Annotated in this window: 10 protein-coding genes; 7 read left to right on the top strand and 3 right to left on the bottom strand. The window is 72.5% G+C overall.

The window, feature by feature from the left end:
* From ACF1CT_RS13590 to ACF1CT_RS13605, 4 genes are all read left to right on the top strand, one after another.
* A partial coding sequence (locus tag ACF1CT_RS13590; RefSeq protein ID WP_391783980.1) for an amino acid adenylation domain-containing protein occupies positions 1 to 4,302 on the top strand: 4,302 nt, incomplete at its 5' end.
* Between the two features lie 66 nt (positions 4,303 to 4,368).
* A complete protein-coding gene (locus tag ACF1CT_RS13595) occupies positions 4,369 to 6,039 on the top strand; it encodes an amidase family protein (protein WP_391783981.1) in 1,671 nt (556 codons plus the stop codon).
* A 148-nt stretch (positions 6,040 to 6,187) separates the two neighbouring features.
* Entirely contained in the window at positions 6,188 to 7,051 is an 864-nt protein-coding gene (locus ACF1CT_RS13600) for an ABC transporter ATP-binding protein (RefSeq protein ID WP_391783982.1), read from the top strand.
* Positions 7,048 to 9,573 carry an ABC transporter permease gene (locus ACF1CT_RS13605; protein ID WP_391783983.1) on the top strand — a complete coding sequence of 842 codons (2,526 nt, stop codon included), beginning with the start codon at positions 7,048 to 7,050 and terminating at the stop codon, positions 9,571 to 9,573. Before ACF1CT_RS13600 ends, ACF1CT_RS13605 begins: the two co-directional genes overlap by 4 nt.
* A 213-nt stretch (positions 9,574 to 9,786) precedes the next feature.
* Here ACF1CT_RS13605 and ACF1CT_RS13610 read toward each other — a convergent pair whose 3' ends face one another.
* From ACF1CT_RS13610 to ACF1CT_RS13620, 3 genes are all read right to left on the bottom strand, one after another.
* A complete protein-coding gene (locus ACF1CT_RS13610; protein WP_391783984.1) occupies positions 9,787 to 10,800 on the bottom strand; it encodes a methyltransferase in 1,014 nt (337 codons plus the stop codon).
* On the bottom strand, positions 10,787 to 11,518 hold the full coding sequence (locus ACF1CT_RS13615) for a DUF6875 domain-containing protein (RefSeq protein WP_391783985.1): 732 nt from the start codon (positions 11,516 to 11,518) through the stop codon (positions 10,787 to 10,789). The genes ACF1CT_RS13610 and ACF1CT_RS13615 overlap by 14 nt, the downstream gene beginning before the upstream one ends.
* A 78-nt stretch (positions 11,519 to 11,596) precedes the next feature.
* Positions 11,597 to 12,118, bottom strand: coding sequence for a YbaK/EbsC family protein (locus ACF1CT_RS13620; RefSeq protein ID WP_391783986.1), 522 nt, complete (start codon positions 12,116 to 12,118; stop codon positions 11,597 to 11,599).
* A 671-nt stretch (positions 12,119 to 12,789) separates the two neighbouring features.
* On the opposite strand from ACF1CT_RS13620, the gene ACF1CT_RS13625 reads away from it, so the two are divergent.
* The 3 genes from ACF1CT_RS13625 to sbnB are packed head-to-tail and all read left to right on the top strand — an operon-like array spanning position 12,790 to position 16,936.
* Positions 12,790 to 14,859, top strand: a complete 2,070-nt coding sequence (locus ACF1CT_RS13625) for an amino acid adenylation domain-containing protein (protein ID WP_391784216.1) — start codon at positions 12,790 to 12,792, stop codon at positions 14,857 to 14,859.
* A 1-nt stretch (position 14,860) separates the two neighbouring features.
* A complete protein-coding gene (locus ACF1CT_RS13630) occupies positions 14,861 to 15,877 on the top strand; it encodes a TauD/TfdA family dioxygenase (protein WP_391783987.1) in 1,017 nt (338 codons plus the stop codon).
* Between the two features lie 21 nt (positions 15,878 to 15,898).
* Complete coding sequence (sbnB, locus tag ACF1CT_RS13635) at positions 15,899 to 16,936, top strand: 2,3-diaminopropionate biosynthesis protein SbnB (RefSeq protein ID WP_391783988.1); 1,038 nt, start codon at positions 15,899 to 15,901, stop codon at positions 16,934 to 16,936.
* Positions 16,937 to 16,999: the final 63 nt, after the last annotated feature.

The following is a 16,999-nucleotide window of genomic DNA, read 5'->3' on the forward strand; positions in this document are numbered from 1 at the left end:
CCCCGCACCCCCACCGAACAAATCCTCACCACCATCTTCGCCCACACCCTCAACATCAACCACCTCACCATCGACGACAACTTCTTCGACCTCGGAGGACACTCCCTCCTCGCCACCCGCCTCACCAGCCGCATCCGCAACACCCTCAACACCCACCTCACCGTCCGCGACCTCTTCGAAACACCCACCATCGCCGGACTCGCCCCCCGCATCGGCACCACAACCACCACACACACCCCACTCACACCCCACCAACGCCCCCACCACACCCCCCTCTCCCCCGCCCAACAACGCCTCTGGTTCCTCCACCAACTCGAAGGCCCCAGCACCACCTACAACGTCCCGACACAACTACGACTCACCGGCAACCTGAACACCACCGCACTGCGCACCGCGATCGAAGACCTGGTCGCACGGCACGAAAGCCTGCGGACCGTCTTCCCCGAGACGGACGGCACCCCCTACCAGCACATCCTTCCCGCGGAAGAGGCCCGGCCCGTCGTCGAAGTCGTCCGTACGACCCCGGACCGGCTCGACGGCGACGTGGCCGCGGCGGCCCGCCACACCTTCGACCTGACCGCCGATCTCCCGGTTCGCGCCACGCTGTTCGCCCTCGGACCGGACGAGCACGTCCTGCTCCTCCTGGTGCACCACATAGCGAGCGACGGTCTGTCGACGGGGCCGCTCGTCCACGACCTGTCGGTGGCGTACGCGGCCCGTCGTGAGGGCCGGGCCCCGGCGTGGGAGCCGCTGCCGGTGCAGTACGCCGACTACACGCTGTGGCAGCGGGAGGTACTCGGCGACGAGTCCGACCCGGACAGCGTCATCTCACGCCAGATCGACCACTGGCGCACCGCACTGGCCGGGCTGCCGGAGCAACTGGAACTGCCGACCGACCGGCCGCGTCCGGCCGTCGCCGGGCACCACGGCGCCACCGTGCCCCTCTCCTGGGACGCCGAACTGCACGCGGGAATCGTCACACTCGCCCGCGAACACCAGGTCACCGTCTTCATGGTGCTGCACGCCGGCCTCACCGCCCTGCTCACCCGTCTCGGCGCGGGCAACGACATCCCGATCGGCACCCCGGTCGCGGGCCGTACCGACGACGCCCTCGACGACCTCGTCGGCTTCTTCGTCAACACCCTCGTCCTGCGCACCGACACCTCCGGCGACCCCACCTTCACCGAACTCCTCGACCGGGTCCGCGAGACGGACCTCGCCGCCTACGCCCACCAGGACGTCCCCTTCGAACGACTCGTCGAAATCGTCAACCCCACCCGCTCACTCGCCCACCACCCGCTCTTCCAGGTGGTTCTGGGGCTTGAGGAGGCGTCCGAGGGCGGCCTGGTCATGCCGGGCCTGACCGTCGAGGGCGCCGGTGTGGAAACGGGTGCGGCAAAGGTCGACCTCGCGGTGAACGTCCAGGAGACGTTCACCGGGGCGGGCGAGGCCGCCGGTATCCGGGGAGCGGTCGAGTTCGCGACGGAACTCTTCGACACGGAGACCGCGGTCACCCTCGCGATCCGCCTCGAACGCGTCCTGCGCGCCGCCGCCGCCCGGCCCTCGCTCCCGCTCAGTCGCCTCGACATCCTCTCCCCCGACGAACACCGCGAGATCCTCCACGACTGGAACGACACCAGCCGTCAGGTCCCGCAGGCCGCCTTCCCCCACCTCTTCGAGGCCCGGGCCGCCCGCACGCCCCACGCCCCCGCCGTCGAACACGACGGCAGCACCCTCACGTACGCGGAGCTGAACACCCGCGCCAACCGCCTCGCCCACCACCTCATCGGCCGGGGCATCGGACCCGAACAACACGTCGCCCTCGCCCTGCCCCGCGGCACCGACCTCGTCACCACCATCCTCGCCGTCCTCAAGACCGGCGCCGCCTACCTCCCCATCGACCCCGACTACCCCACCGACCGCATCACCTACATGCTCCACGACGCCCACCCCGCACTCCTCATCACCGACACCACCACAACCACCCAACTCCCCACCACGAACACCCCCCACCTCACCCTCGACACCCACCCCCACCACACCCACACCCAGCACCCGGACCACAACCCCACCGACACCGACCGCACCACCCCCCTCCACCCCCACAACCCCGCCTACCTCATCTACACCTCCGGCTCCACCGGACGCCCCAAAGCCGTCGTCGTGTCCCACCGGGGTCTGGCCAACCTGTCGGAGCACCAGCGGGTCCGGCTGGGCGCGGGACCGGGGTGCAGGGTCTCGCAGTTGGTCTCACCGAGCTTCGACGTGTCGGTGGCCGAGCTGTGCATGGCGTTGCTGTCCGGTGCCTGCCTGGTCCTGCCGACGGGGCCGGTGGCCGGCGAGGAGTTGGGCGACTTCCTGGCGGACCGGGCGATCACTCACGCGCACCTGCCGACCGCGCTGCTCGCGGGGGTGCCGTTCCGTCCGCTGCCCGCGCTGCGCGCGCTCATGGTGGGGGCGGAGGCGTGCCCGCCGGACGTGCGGGCGTTCTGGTCGGCGGGGCGGTTGATGGTCAACGCCTACGGGCCGACCGAGGCGACCGTGGACGTCTGTTTCGCGGTCTGCGGCCCGGAGATGGGCACCGGGCCGGCGCCGATCGGCCGGGCGGTCTTCAACACGCGGGTGTACGTGCTGGACGACGCGCTGCGCCCGGTCGCCCCGGGTGTCCCCGGTGAGCTGTACATCGCGGGTCCGGGGCTGGCGCGGGGTTATCTGGGCCGTCCGGACCTGACCGCGGGCCGGTTCGTCGCCAACCCCTTCGGCGCTCCCGGCGAACGCATGTACCGCACCGGCGACCTCGCCCGATGGCGCCGCGACGGACAACTCGACTTCGTCGGCCGCGCCGACCACCAGGTCAAGGTTCGCGGCCACCGCATCGAACTCGGCGAGATCGAGGGAGTTCTGACCGCCCACCCCGGTATCGCCCGCACCGCCGTCGTCGTCCGCGAGGACCGCCCCGGCGACCAGCGCATCGTCGCCTACCTGGTACCCGCCGACGGCGCGGACGGGGACGGGTTCGACACCACCGGTCCGCGGGTCCGGGCGGCGGCCGAGCTGCCCGAGTACATGGTGCCGTCGGCGTTCGTCGTCCTGGACCGGCTCCCGCTCACCCCGAACGGGAAACTGGACCGGCGGGCCCTGCCCGCGCCCGAGTACGCGGGCGGCGAGGGGGGCCGGGCGCCGCGCGACGCCCGCGAGGAGGTGCTGTGCGGACTCTTCGCCGAGGTCCTCGGGGCGGAACGCGTCGGCATCGACGACAACTTCTTCGACCTCGGCGGGCACTCGCTGCTCGCGACCCGGCTCACCAGCCGCATCCGGTCCGCCTTCGCCGTGGAGCTGAGCCTGCGTGACGTGTTCGGGATGCCGACCGTGGCGAAGGTGTCCGCCTGGCTCGACGGCGGTGCCGCGGGGGCGGGCGGCGCGAACCGGGGCCTGGAGCCGTTGTTGCGGCTGCGGTCCGCGGGGGACGGTGTCCCGTTGTTCTGTGTGCATCCGTCGGTGCCGCTGAGCTGGTGCTACACCGGGCTCGGGGGCGCGCTCGACCCCGTGTGGCCGCTGTACGGGCTGCAGAGCCCGGCGCTCACCGACGACGGTCCGCTCCCGGCCGACCTGGACGCGCTGATCGAGGACTACGCCACCCGGATCCAGCGGGCCCGCCCGTCCGGGCCGTACCGGCTGCTGGGCTACTCACTGGGCGGCACCCTCGCCCACGCGATCGCCGCCCGGCTCCAGAACCGTGGGGCGGAGGTGGAGTTGCTCGCCGTGCTCGACGCCTATCCGGGTGTGGAGGCGGGGTCGGTCCCGCTCGACGAGGACCAGGTTCTCGCGCGGCTGTACGCGGATCTGGCCCAGGACGCGGGAAGCGCCACGGACACCCCGGGTGCCGGGACGGGGACGCCCGGTTCCGTCGCGGCCCCGGATGTGCCGGGTGACCTCGCCGGTCGACGCGCGGTGGTGCTCGCCTCCCTGCGGGAGGGCTTCCCGGAGGGCTTCACCGACGCGCGGCTGTCCCGGATGCTCGACGTGATGGTGCGCACGGTCGCGGTCAGCAGCCGGCGGGAGCCCGAACCGTTCAAGGGCGACCTGCTGCTGTTCACGTCGACGGAGGGACGCGCCGAGCCGGACGCCATGGCCGACGCGTGGCGGCCGGTGGTGACCGGCACCGTGGAGGCCCATCAACTCCCCTGCACACACGATCAGTTGCTCGACAAGGACGCGTTGCGGGATGTCACCGCGGTCCTCGGCCGACGGTTGCGGGACCTCGACGCCGGTCCACGGCCCGGGGCCGGTGGCCGTCGATAACGAAACGGAAGCCCGCCCTCGTACGGTCTCTGACACCTGTCGGACATCTATGCGAAGAGTGTGACGATGGCTGGGAAATACCTCTCCTCGATACCCGAGATCCACCGCCGCCGACTGCTGGGGCTGGGGGCGGCGCTGACCGCCCCCGCCCTGCTCGGCATCGGCGCACCCCGCGCCGTGGCCGCGCCGACGTCCGCGCCGTCGGCCGGCCTGCGGTCCGGGCGGTCCACGGGCGGGGGCGGGCTTGAGGAACTGAGCCTTACCGAGCTGCGTGACCGGCTGGCCTCCGGGCGGCTCACCTCGGTGGAGCTGACCACCTTCTACCTGAACCGGATCGCGGAGCTGAACCACAAGGGACCGGAGCTGCACGCGGTCATCGAGACGAACCCCGACGCACTGAGGCTCGCCGCCCGGCGGGACGCCGAGCGGCGGGCCGGCAAGGCCCACGGAGCGCTGCACGGGATACCCCTGCTGGTCAAGGACAACCTCGCCACGGCGGACCGGATGCACTCCACCAACGGCATGCGGGCGCTGCTGGGCGCCCGGCCGTCGAAGGACGCCACGGCGGTGGCGCGGCTGCGCGCGGCCGGCGCGATCCCACTGGCCAAGGGCAATCTGACGTCGCTCGTCAGCGCGTCCAGCGGGTACAGCCAGCGCGGCGGCCAGACCCGCAACCCGTACAAGCTGGACCGCTCGCCCAACGGTTCCAGCGCCGGTCCCGCCGCGGCGACCGCCGCCGGTCTGTGCGCGGCGGCGGTCGGGACCGAGACCATCGGGTCCATCCTCGGCCCGGCGGGGTGCAACGGCATCGTGGGAATCCGGCCGACGACGGGGCTCACCAGTCGGACCGGCATGTTCCCGGGCGCCCGCAGCTTCGACACGGTGGGCCCGCTGTGCCGCACGGTCGGGGACGCGGCGCTGCTGCTCGGAGTGCTCACCGGGGTGGACCCGACGGACCCCGCGACGGCGGACAGCCGCGGCCACTTCCACCGCGACTACACGCCGTACCTGAAGCCGGGCGGGCTGCGCGGTGCCCGGATCGGCCTGCCCCGGGAGGTCTTCACCGGCTACAGCGCCCACGCGGACGCGGTGGCCCAGCAGGCGGTGGAGGTGCTTGAGGAAGCGGGCGCGGTCGTCGTCGACAACGCCGACATTCCCTCCGCCGAGCAGATGATGACAGACCTGGACGCGGCGTTCCTGGTGCAGATCACGGAGATGAAGCACGACATCGAGGAGTACCTGGCGCGGATGCCCGGTGACCACCCGCGCAGCCTCGCCGAGCTGATCGCGTACAACGAGGCGCACGCCGACACGGAACTGGAGTACTTCGACCAGGACATCCTGCGCGTGATGGAAGGCTTCCCCGGAAAGCCCACGGATCCCGAGTACAAGGAGGCGGTGGCCACCGTGCGCCGGGTCGCCCGTGACGAGGGGGTCGACGCGGCGCTGAGGAAGGACCGGCTGGACGCCCTCATGATGCCGACCGGCGCACCCGGGTGGAAGACCGACCTGCTCAACGGCGACCCTTCCATCATGGGCAGCGCGATCGCCGTGGGCTACGCGGGCTACCCGGCGGTCAGCGTCCCCGCCGGCTATGTGCACGGTCTCCCCATGGGCATCACCTTCGCGGGAACGGCCTGGAGCGAGCCGCAGTTGATCCGCTTCGCGAGCGCCTTCGAACGGGCCCACCCGGTATGGCGGGCTCCGTCGTTCACCCCCGCGAGCCCGGGTCTGTAGGCCGCGGTGGTGGGGTTTTCCCCCAGTGATTTACGGCGTGTGAGTGGCTCCTGCGAAGGCGGGTGCCGTCCTAGGGTCGTTGGTGTCGGCACGCTCCGCCCTCGTACCGGTGGGGCGGGCCCGCGTCCGTGAAAAGAGAGGAAGCCCCATGTTTCGTCGTTCCAGGCAGTCGCATCCCGAGGGAGGGGGGCACGCCCCGGCCGACCCCGTGTTGGGCGGCGGGCGGGGCGCCTGGGCCGACGGCCGCGCGGCGGTGACACTGCGGGACGTGCACCGGCGCTACGGCCGGGGCAGTACCGCGGTGCACGCCCTGCGCGGAGTCAGTGTCGCCCTGCCGAAGGGCAGTTTCACCGCGGTGATGGGGCCGTCCGGGTCCGGCAAGAGCACCTTCCTGCAGTGCGCGGCGGGGCTGGACCGGCCGAGTTCCGGGTCGGTGCTGCTCGGGGACACGGAACTGACGAAGGTGCGGGAGACCAAGCTCAGCGACATCCGGCTGAACAGGCTCGGTTTCATCTTCCAGCAGTTCAACCTGATGCCCGCGCTGAACGTGCATCAGAACGTGGAGCTGCCGCTCAAGCTCGCGGGCCGCCCGGTGGACCGCTCCCGGACCGAGCAGATCCTGGCCCGGGTGGGGCTGCCCGACCGGGGACGGCACCGTCCCGGTGAGCTGTCGGGTGGTCAGCAGCAGCGTGTGGCCGTCGCCCGCGCGCTGATCACCGACCCTGATGTGATCTTCGCGGACGAGCCCACCGGGGCCCTCGACACCGGCACCGCGGCCGAGGTACTGGCGCTGCTGCGCGAGGCGGTCGACGACCTGGGCGCGACCGTGGTGATGGTGACGCACGAGCCGAACGCGGCGGCGTGGGCGGACCAGGTGCTGTTCCTGGTCGACGGCCAGAACACCGACGAGCTGGAGCTGAGCGACCCGCAGGAGATCTCCGCCCGGCTGCGGACGCTGACCGCGCCCGCCGTCCTCCCCGGGGCGGCCGGCGGGGTGCGGGGGCGGACATGAGCACCGGACTCGCGCGGGCCCAGATCCGTTCCCGCCCCTCGGCCTTCGTCGGCACGTTCGTCGCGCTGTTCTTCGGCGCCCTGGTCATCATCTGCTGCGGTCATCTGCTGTTCGCCGCGGCCGGTGCCGACCAGACGCCGCAGCGGTACGCGGCAGTTCCGGTGCTCGTCGCCGCCGACTCGGAGGCGGCGGGCCGTCCGGTACCCGACCGGGAGCGGGTGAAGACCTCCCTGGCGGCCCGGCTGGCCGCACTGCCGCAGGTGGAGGCCGCGATCGCCGACACGGCGTTCCCCGTGACCGTGTCCGCCGGGGACCGCGCGCCCGTCGTCGTCGACGGCCGGCCGGGGTCCACCGTCCGCTTCGCCGCCGAGAAGGACACCACCGCGCCCGAGCTCGGCGCGGGACAGCTCGCGCTGGACGCGGACACGGCCCGCGAGCTGGGCGTGAAGCGGGATGCCACGGTGCGGGTGACCACGTCCGAGGGCGCCTCCTCCTACCGGCTCGCGTCCGTCGTCGACACCCGGCAGCCCGGGATCTGGTTCGCGGATGCCGAGGCCTGGCGGCTGTCCGGCCACCCGGACCGGGCCGACGCCATCGCCGTGCTGCCGAAGCCCGGTGTCACGGCGGACCGGCTGGCCGACAAGGTCCGCAAGGAGGTGGGGTCGGCCCGGGTGCTGACCAGCGCGAACGACCGCGGCTCGGTGGAGAACCCGGACTTCTCGGTGCTCCAGGAGAACACCATCGGCATGTTCGGGGCGATGGGCGGCCTGAGCCTCTACATCACGATCTTCGTGGTGGCGAACACCATGGCGCTGTCCATCGCGCAGCGCCAGCGGGAGACCGCGCTGCTGCGCGGCATCGGTGCGCGCCCCTCCCAGATCCGGCGGACGGCGGCCGCGGAGGCCTCGCTGGTGGCGGTGCTGGCCGTGGCGGTGGCCATCGTGCCCGGATACCTGCTGGCGCGGATTCTCTTCGACGCCATGGAGACACGGCACCTGATGCCCCCGGGCTCGGAGCTGGAGTTCACCTGGATCCCGGTGGCCGTGGCCGCCTTCGCCGGGCTGCTCGCCGCCGTACCGGGCAGCCTCATCGCCTCGTTCCGCGCGGCCCGCAGTCGCCCCGCGGAGGCGCTCGGGGAGGCCGCGGTGCCCCGTCGCGGCATCGGCCCGGTTCGCCTGCTGGTCGGTCTGGCGGCACTCGCGGGCGCCGTGCTGCTGACCGTCACCGTGCTGGCCGGCGGGGGTACGACGGCGAACAACGCCGCCCCGCTGATCCTGCTGCTGTTCATGGTGGTGGTGTCGCTGCTCGGTCCGCTCCTCGCCCGCTTCGCCACCGAGGTCCTCGGTCTGCCGCTGCGGCTGACCGGTGTCACCGGGGAACTGGCCACCCTCAACGGCCGGGCACGGGCACGCCGTCTGTCGTCGGCGATCGTGCCGGTGGCACTGGTGGTGGCCTTCGGGGTGACCAAGGTCGGGCAGCAGACCTCGCTGTCGTACGAGGCACGGGTGCAGAGCGAGGCCGCGCTGTCCGCCGACCGTGTCGTGGAGGCGCCCGGCGGGCTGCCCCAGACCCTGGCGGAACGCGCCGGGCAGGCCCCCGGTGTGGCCGCGGCGACCGGTATCACCGATCTGAGCCTGCTGGTGGGGCCGGGCGGCAAGGACGCCAGGCCCGACAAGGACTCGGTGCGGGCCCGCGCCTTCACCGGTGCGGGCGGGCAACTGGCCCGGAACCTGGACCCTGACGTCGTCTCCGGATCGCTCGCCGAGGTGCGCCCGGCGAACGGCGGGAAAGCGGCCGGTACGGTCGCCGTCGAACAGCGGGTCGCGGACCGGTTGGACACCTCGGTGGGCCGGCCGATCAGCCTGTGGCTGGGCGACGGCACCCGGATCCGTCCCGTGGTGGTGGCGACCTACAAGCGGGGAGCGGGCGTCGGTGACGTGCTGCTGCCGCGGGCCACCGTCGCCGGGCATCTGACCTCGCCGTTGGTCGACCGGATCCTGGTGCGCGCCGAGGGCAGCCCGTCCGAAGCTCTCGACCGGGGCCTGGAGTCGGCCGTCGCCGGCACCTCGGGGGCCACCGTGCAGACCGCGCGGGCGTTCACCCAGGCCTCGGAGGAGGAGACCGAGCAGTTCGCCTGGCTGGAGATCATGGCGCTGGGCGTCATCACCGGTTTCGCGAGCATCGCCGCCGCGAACACCCTCGTCATGGTGACGTTCGAGCGGCTGCGGGAGGTGTCGATGCTGCGGCTGATCGGCATGAATCCACGCCGGCTGCGCCGGGTCGTACGGCTGGAGGCTCTGACCGTCGTACTGGCCGGACTCGGCATCGGCATGGCGATCGCGCTGATCATCCTGCGCCCGCTGGTGCTGGCGGCCACCGGGGCGTCCTTCCCCTATCTGCCGCCGGCGCTGCTGGCCGTGGTCACGGCGGGCGCGCTGACGGTGGGGCTGGCGGCCACGATGCTGCCGCTGCGACGACTGCTGCGGGTCCGGCCCACCGACGGGGTCACCCGGCGGGCCTGAGGTCGGGTGACCTCCGACCGGAACGGGGCCGGACGGCGGAAGGGCCCCGAGGGGGCCCGGGAGCCGGACCCCCCGACCACTTCGCCCCGCCGACCGGACGGTCGGCGGGGCGAAGTGCTGCGCGCCCGCCCCGGCCGACCTCTCGCCCCGGGGCGCCTCTTCCCCTGTTCCTCCCGGGCCGACGGCCGCGGGCACGCGGCCCGTGCTGCCGCGTCAGCCCTCCGGGCCGAGGACCACGGCGGACAACTCCCCGCCGCTCTCCACCGCACGCAGGACGAGGCCCGCGTCCGCGGCCAGTTCGGCCCACTCGGCGCGCGTGCGCTCCCGTCCCCCGGTCATCGCCATCATCCACATGTCGTCCATGCGGCGCGGGTCGGGCCGGTCGTCGTCGAGCACGCGTTCCAGCAGGACGACGGTGGACTGCGCGGAGGTGCGGCGCACCGCCTCGGCGCAGCGGGCGAGGATCCCGGCGGCCACGTCGTCCGGCCAGTCGTGCAGGATGCTGCCGAGCACATAGGTGTCGTGGCCGTCGGGGACGAACGTCCGCATGTCACCCGGCTCGGCGCGGAACCGGCCGGGGTACCGGCGCGGCAGGTCCCCGGGGACGAGGTCCACCACGTCCGGCAGGTCGGTCAGGGTGACCCGCAACCGGTCGTCGCCTGCCAGCAGGAGTTCGCTGAGCCCGCCGGTGCCGCCGCCCAGGTCCAGCACGCGCGGGCCGCTGTGCCGCAGCAGCGCCGGAACGAGGGGCCGGTACAGCTGGTGGGCCCGCATCCGCATGTGCTCGTGGAAGGTCCGCAGGGCCTCGCGGTCGTCGCCGAGGCTGTCGAAGATGGCGGTGCCGTGGGCGAGTTCGTAAGCCGGGCGGCCGTCGGCGATCGTCTGTGCGAACGGGCCCCAGGCGGTGAAGAGGGCGTTGTCGGAGAACTCGGCGCGCAGGCTGCCCGGCCGGTCGGAGCGCAACAGGGTCCCGGCCGGGGTGAGGCGGACCATACGGCCGTCGTCGACGCGCAGTACGTCGAGTGTCTCGGCGGCGCGCACCAGACGGGTCAGCCGCTCCCGGTGCACACCGAGCGCATCGGCGAGGGCGTCGGCCCCGATGCCGTCCTCCGGCACCCGGTCGGCGACACCCAGGGCGCACAGCGCGTACAGCACGCGGCTGGGCGCGATGTCGAACAGCCCGGCGAGTCGCCGTCGTTCGCGGTCGAGCGGGTCAGACGCGGGCACGGACGTCCTCCCCCGCCTGGCTCCGGTTCCCCTCCGCGGCCGTGGCGCCGGAACCCTGCTCCTGCTGGGCCCTGAGCTCCCGCTCGGCCTCCGCCCGGGAGGTCTCGTACAGCTGCGCCCAGGGGGCGATCGGCGAGTCCCCGAACCTGCCGTGCCACACCTCAAGGTTGGCGAGCCGGTCGGCGGGCGGGATCGAGGGGAAGACCAGGAAGAGAATGTCCGTGATCACCATGGCGCGCACGGCGAGCAGCGGGTGCGGGGAGGCGAGCGGCCTGAAGGACGCGTTGTGAATTCCCGGCATGGGGTGCCCGGGAAAGAACTCGCCCACCATCTTGCCGGCCGCTACGGCCTCGGCCTTCAACGTCTGCTGGACGTCCACGACCAGCGCGGCGCGGGTGGCTTCGTCCGGGCCGACGGGGACCATGACGAACGAGTTGTAGACATTGTCGCCGCCGGAATCCTCACCGAGCCGGGCGAGTGCCGAACGGGCGGTCGTCTCCAGCCGCCGCCGGCCCCTGGGCCCGCTCACATCGACGGAACTCAGCGCCGCCCTGCCGAGTTTCAGGGACTGTTCCATGAAGGGGCACACGGCACCCTTGCGACCGAGATCGGCATGCGGTCGCGTCAGAAAGGACCGCAGCCACGCCGACGTCTCACCGACGATATCGCTCTGACTTTCCATCGCATTCATGACGAGTGCTGCACCCCACACCGGCATCGGTTCGGACCGTGAAACAGGAAAGGCTCTTTCACGCTTTCAGCAACGACGCTAGACAGTGCTTTTATCGCAGGGGTATCAAAAGGCCGCTGCGGGCTGCGGGCGCTCGGCGACCGGCACCACCTTCGGGTCGGCCAGGGGCCGGTAGTCCTCGGAGGCGAGGGCCACGGACAGGTCCAGCCGCGCGGCGTTGAAGTAGAGGGTGGGCTCGTCGAAGAGCGCGGGGTCGGCGAGGACCGGCAGCCGGTCGTGGAACGAGAAGGGGATGATACTGCCGCTGACGCAGCCGGTGAGCGCCTCGGCGACCTCGCGCCGGGCGAGTCGCGCCTCGGTCCCGCCGGCCTCCCTCGCCACCTGTGCGAAGTCCACCCGCCGGTCCCCGGGGATCACGGTGAGCACATGCCGTTCCCCGTCGGAAGGGCCACCGGTGACGGTGACGACCATGCACTTGGCGGCTGCCGACAGCGGGTGTCCGCGCAGGGCGCTGGCCCGGGCGGTCTGCCCCTCCGGTGGGTGTTCCAGCAGGGTGAAGCGGGCCCCGCCCTCCGTCAGCAGGCGGAGCAGTCTCTCCGACGTGGTGTGTTCGGTCAGGTGGGGCATGGGTGTCTCCTGGCGCTCGTACGCGGTCGGCCCCGGGAAGGCGAGGATGCGCCGGGGCGCTGAACAGACGGCGGTCGCACGGCCCGGCGCACCGTCACCGGCGACGGCGACGGCGACGCTTCCGGGCCTCGCACCGCCGGTACGAACCGGTCCCGCGTTCTTTCCGCGCCGGTTCGGCACCGCCCTCACGGAAGCGACGATCGAGGGCAGCCCTTTGGGCACGGATGCTACGGAGCCGCATTATCGAGTCCGCATCCACTGGGCATCCGGCGGCTGTTGTGGGGTCCGCCGTGAACGGTGGGACCGGTTTGCGTGTCATCTCCACGACGGCGGAGGAGAGTTCCGGGACCCGGGCGCGGTCCGGGCGGGGACCACCGGGTATTGACCGCGTATTGGCCGCCACCGGGCAGATCGATAGGGCGGCGATATAGGCACCTCCTAATGTCGGCGGCGCTCAGCGTGGAATCGGACGATCGGTTTCGCGGTCCGACGGACTTCCGGTGTGGGGGGCAACACTTGTGAGTGGCAGCGTGACGGGCGCGTCAGGCCATGGGGAATCACGGCCCGCATTTCTTCCCGCCGTGTCCGCGGAGCTCGCGTCCGCGATCGGCCGTGTGGCCGGGCAATGCGGTGTCGACACCGAAATCGTGTGGCTCGCGGCACGGGCCAAAGTGGCGGCCACCGTCTCCGGTTTCCACGAGGGCGCGGTGGAGGAGGGCACCTGGCGGGACGTGATCACCCGGGTGGCCACCTCGGCCGGTCGTGCGGAGGCCCTCCTCGCCTGGCAGGGCGCCGAGGCGCAGGAGTACGTCTCCGCCGAGCGGGTCGCCGGATACCTGCGCACGGCGCTCGAACTGCTGACGTCCGCCCCGGACGCACCGCACCACGCGCGCGGACTGCTCCCGGCCGAGGAGACGCGCACACTTCTTGAGGAGTTCGCGGGGCCGGTCCGGGAACTGCCCGACCGCCGGTTCCACGAGCTGTTCGAGGAGCGGGTGCGCCGTCACCCCGACGCGGTCGCCGCGGTCCAGGGCGACCGCCGGTGGACCTACCACCAGCTGAACGTCCGGGCCAACCGGATCGCGTGGTCGCTGCACCACCGCGGGGTGTGCCCGGAGGACGTGGTCACCGTGGTGACCGAACGCACCCTGGAGTGGCTGGCGGCGGTGATCGGTGTCCTCAAGGCGGGCGGCTGCTACCTGCCACTGGAGCCGTCGTTCCCGGCGGACCGGATCTCCACCGTGCTGGCGCGCAGCGGCAGCCGCTGGGTGCTCGCCGAGCGCGGCGTGCCGCACTTGGCCGCGGCCCTCGCCGACCGTCCCGACGTGGAGCGGGCGTACCTCGACGAGGTGCTTGCCGAGGACCGCCCCGAGGACGACCCCGGCCTGCCGGTCACGGCCGGTCAGCTCGCCTACATCTACTTCACCTCCGGCTCCACCGGCGAGCCCAAGGGCGCCATGTGCGAGCACGCGGGCTTCCTCAACCACCTGTACGCCAAGATCGAGGATCTCGGCATGGCGGAGGGCGAGGCGGTCGCGCAGACCGCCCCGCAGTGCTTCGACATCTCGCTGTGGCAACTGGTGTCGGCGCTGCTGGTGGGCGGCCGGACGCACATCGTCGAGCAGGACGACGTGCTCGACGTGCACCGCTTCCTGGACACGCTGGAGGGCGGGGGGATCCAGGTGGCGCAACTCGTCCCCTCCTACCTGGAAGTGGTCCTCTCCGCGCTGGCCGAACGGCCGCGCCCGCTGCCCCGGCTGCGCTGCGTGTCGGCGACCGGCGAGGCGCTGAAGAGGGAGTTGGTCCAGCGCTGGTTCGACATCCTGCCGTCGGTGCTGCTGGTGAACGCCTACGGGCTCACGGAGACCTCCGACGACACGAATCACGAGGTGATGGACCGGGTCCCCGAGGGGCGCTCGGTGCCGCTCGGCCGCGCGGTGCGCAACGTCCGCGTGTACGTGGTCGACGAGCACCTCGCCCCGGTGCCGCTCGGTGTGCCGGGAGAGATCGTCTTCTCGGGTGTGTGCGTCGGCCGCGGCTACGTCAACGACGAGGCCCGCACCAAGGCCGCGTTCGGCCTCGACCCGCACCGGCACGGCGAACGGCTGTACCGCTCCGGCGACTTCGGCCGCTGGCTGCCCAACGGCAGCCTGGAGTTCCTGGGACGGCGCGACGCCCAGGTGAAGGTCAACGGTTTCCGCATCGAGATCGGCGAGATCGAGAACCGGCTGCTCCAGGTCCCGGGCGTACGGGACGGCGCGGTCGTCGTCGCGGGCCCGGCCGAGCGGCCGTACCTCGTCGGCTTCCACACCGGTGACGAGGCGGTGACCGCCGACGGCCTGCGGGCCGCGCTGACCGCGGTGCTGCCGGGGTACATGGTGCCGCAGCACCTGTACCGGCGGGACGCGCTGCCGCTGACCGCGAACGGGAAGACCGACCGCAAGGCATTGACCCGGCTGGCGGCCGAGGCGGAACGCAGCGCGGGCGCGGACGGCTTCACGGCCCCGGCGACGGATACCGAACGCCGGGTCGCCGCGCTGTGGGCGGGGCTGCTCCGGATCCCGCTGGAGCGGATCGGCCGCGGGTCCCGTTTCACCGAGCTGGGAGGAACCTCCCTCACCGCCATCAAGCTGGCCGTCGCGCTGGACCGGGTGGTGTCGGTGGGGGAACTGGCCCACACCCCGACCGTCGCCGCGGTGGCGGCGCTGCTGGAGCGGAAGACCGCCGAGAAAGGCACATGAGATGAGTCCCCTGTCCGTGCACGACCCCTCCGCCGCGGTGGCGGGCACCCCGACCGACGCCGGGCCGGACGCCCCGGCGCGCGTCCTGCCCGTGCTGTCGGCCGAGCCCCCGACGGGCTCCGTCGCCGACTGGACGGCACAGCGCCGGGAGGAGATTCACGCGCTGGTCACCGAGTACGGCGCCGTGCTGCTGCGCGGCCTCGGCGTCGGCTCGCCCGCCGAGGTGGCCGAGGCCGCGGAGGCGTTGGGCATCGAGCGGATGACCGAGCGGGAGCGGTTCGCGCCGCGCCGGTCGCACGCCCCGGGCGTCTACACGTCGTCGGAGTGGCCCGCCGACGAGCCGATGTGCATGCACCACGAGCTGAGCTACGCGGCCGAGGTGCCCGGCCTCGTCCTGTTCGGCTGCCTGACCGCGCCCGCGAGCGGTGGCCTCACCCAGGTCGCCGATTCGCAGCAGGTGTTGCGCATGCTGCCGCCGGAGCTGGTCGAGCGGTTCGAGCGCGGCGGCTGGCTGCTGACCCGGATGTACCACGATGTCGGTGTGCCCTGGCAGGAGGCGTTCGGCACCGAGGACCGGGCGGCTGTCGACGCGTACTGCGCGGCGGCCGGCCTGGACCACGAGTGGCTGCCGGACGGCCGTCTGCGCACCCGGCAGCGCCGGGCCGCCGTGCTGCCGCACCCGCGCGACGGGGTCCCCGTCTGGTTCAACCAGGCAGCCTTCCTGAACGAGCAGACCATGGACCCGGTGATCCGGGACTACCTGGTCGACGTGTACGGCCCCGACGGCCTGCCCTTCAACACGGCGTACGGAGACGGCGCGCCGCTCACCGCCGAGACCGTGCAGACGATCAACGCCGCCTACCGGGCGGCCTCGATCGGGGAGCCGTGGCAGAGCGGCGACCTGCTGCTGGTGGACAACCTCCGCATGGCCCACAGCCGCGACCCGTACGAGGGCGACCGCGACATCGTCGTGATCCTCGGCAACCCGGTCCGGCTCGCCGGCCACGTCCTGTCCTGACCCTTTCCTCATGGAGCCATGATGTCCGTTTCCGACACCGCCCCATCGTTCGCGGTGATCTCCGGCAGCCAGGTGTACCGCGCCCTCCAGGGACGGCATCGGGATGTCGTCGCCCTGGTCGAGGCCGCCTACCGCACCCACGGCGCGGGCGAGACCGTCAACCCGCCGTCGTACTTCCTGCGCTTCCCCGACCGTCCGGCCTCGCGCATCATCGCGCTCCCGGCGTCGATCGGCGGCGAGAGCCGGGTGGACGGCATCAAGTGGATCTCCAGCTTCCCGGAGAACGTCGCCGCCGGCATTCCGCGCGCCTCGGCCGTGCTGATCCTCAACGACCGGGAGACCGGTTATCCGCTGGCGTGCCTGGAGAGTTCCATCATCAGCGCGAGCCGCACCGCGGCCTCGGCGGCGCTGGCCGCCGACCGGCTCACCGCGGGCGGCGAACGCCCCCGCCGCGTCGGCATCTTCGGCGCGGGGCTCATCGCACGGTACGTGTACGACTACCTGGCGGGCACCGGCTGGTCCTTCGACGAGATCGGTGTGCACGATCTGTCCGAGGCGCACGCCGACGGGTTCGCCTCGTATCTGCGGGACGCATCCGGCGGTGCCGCGAAGGTGACGGTGCACGACAGCGCCGAGGACGCGGTACGCGGCTCGGACCTGCTGGTCTTCGCGACGACGGCGGCCACCCCGCACGTCACCGATCCCTCCTGGTTCGAGCACCGCCCGCTGGTGCTGCACGTGTCGTTGCGCGACCTGTCGCCGGAGGTGATCCTCGCGTCGTCGAACATCGTCGACGACGTGGAGCACTGCCTGAAGGCGGACACCTCCGTCCACCTTGCCGAACAGCGCGTGGGACAGCGCGACTTCATCGACGGCACCCTCGACGACGTGCTGACCGGCCGGGTGCGCCCGGACCGGGACCGGCCTGTCGTCTTCTCCCCTTTCGGCCTGGGGGTGCTCGACCTGGCGGTCGGCAAGCACGTGTACGACACCGTGCGCGCCGCCGGGGAGCTCGCCGTGGTCGACGACTTCTTCCACGAGATGCGTCGGTACGGCTGAGAGCCCGTCGGGTGACCTCCGACCGGAAGGCGGACGCGGCATGGTGCGTGCGGTTCCAGGGCG

The sequence above is a fragment of the Streptomyces sp. NPDC014734 genome (genome assembly GCF_043083325.1).
Classification (GTDB): Bacteria; Actinomycetota; Actinomycetes; order Streptomycetales; family Streptomycetaceae; genus Streptomyces.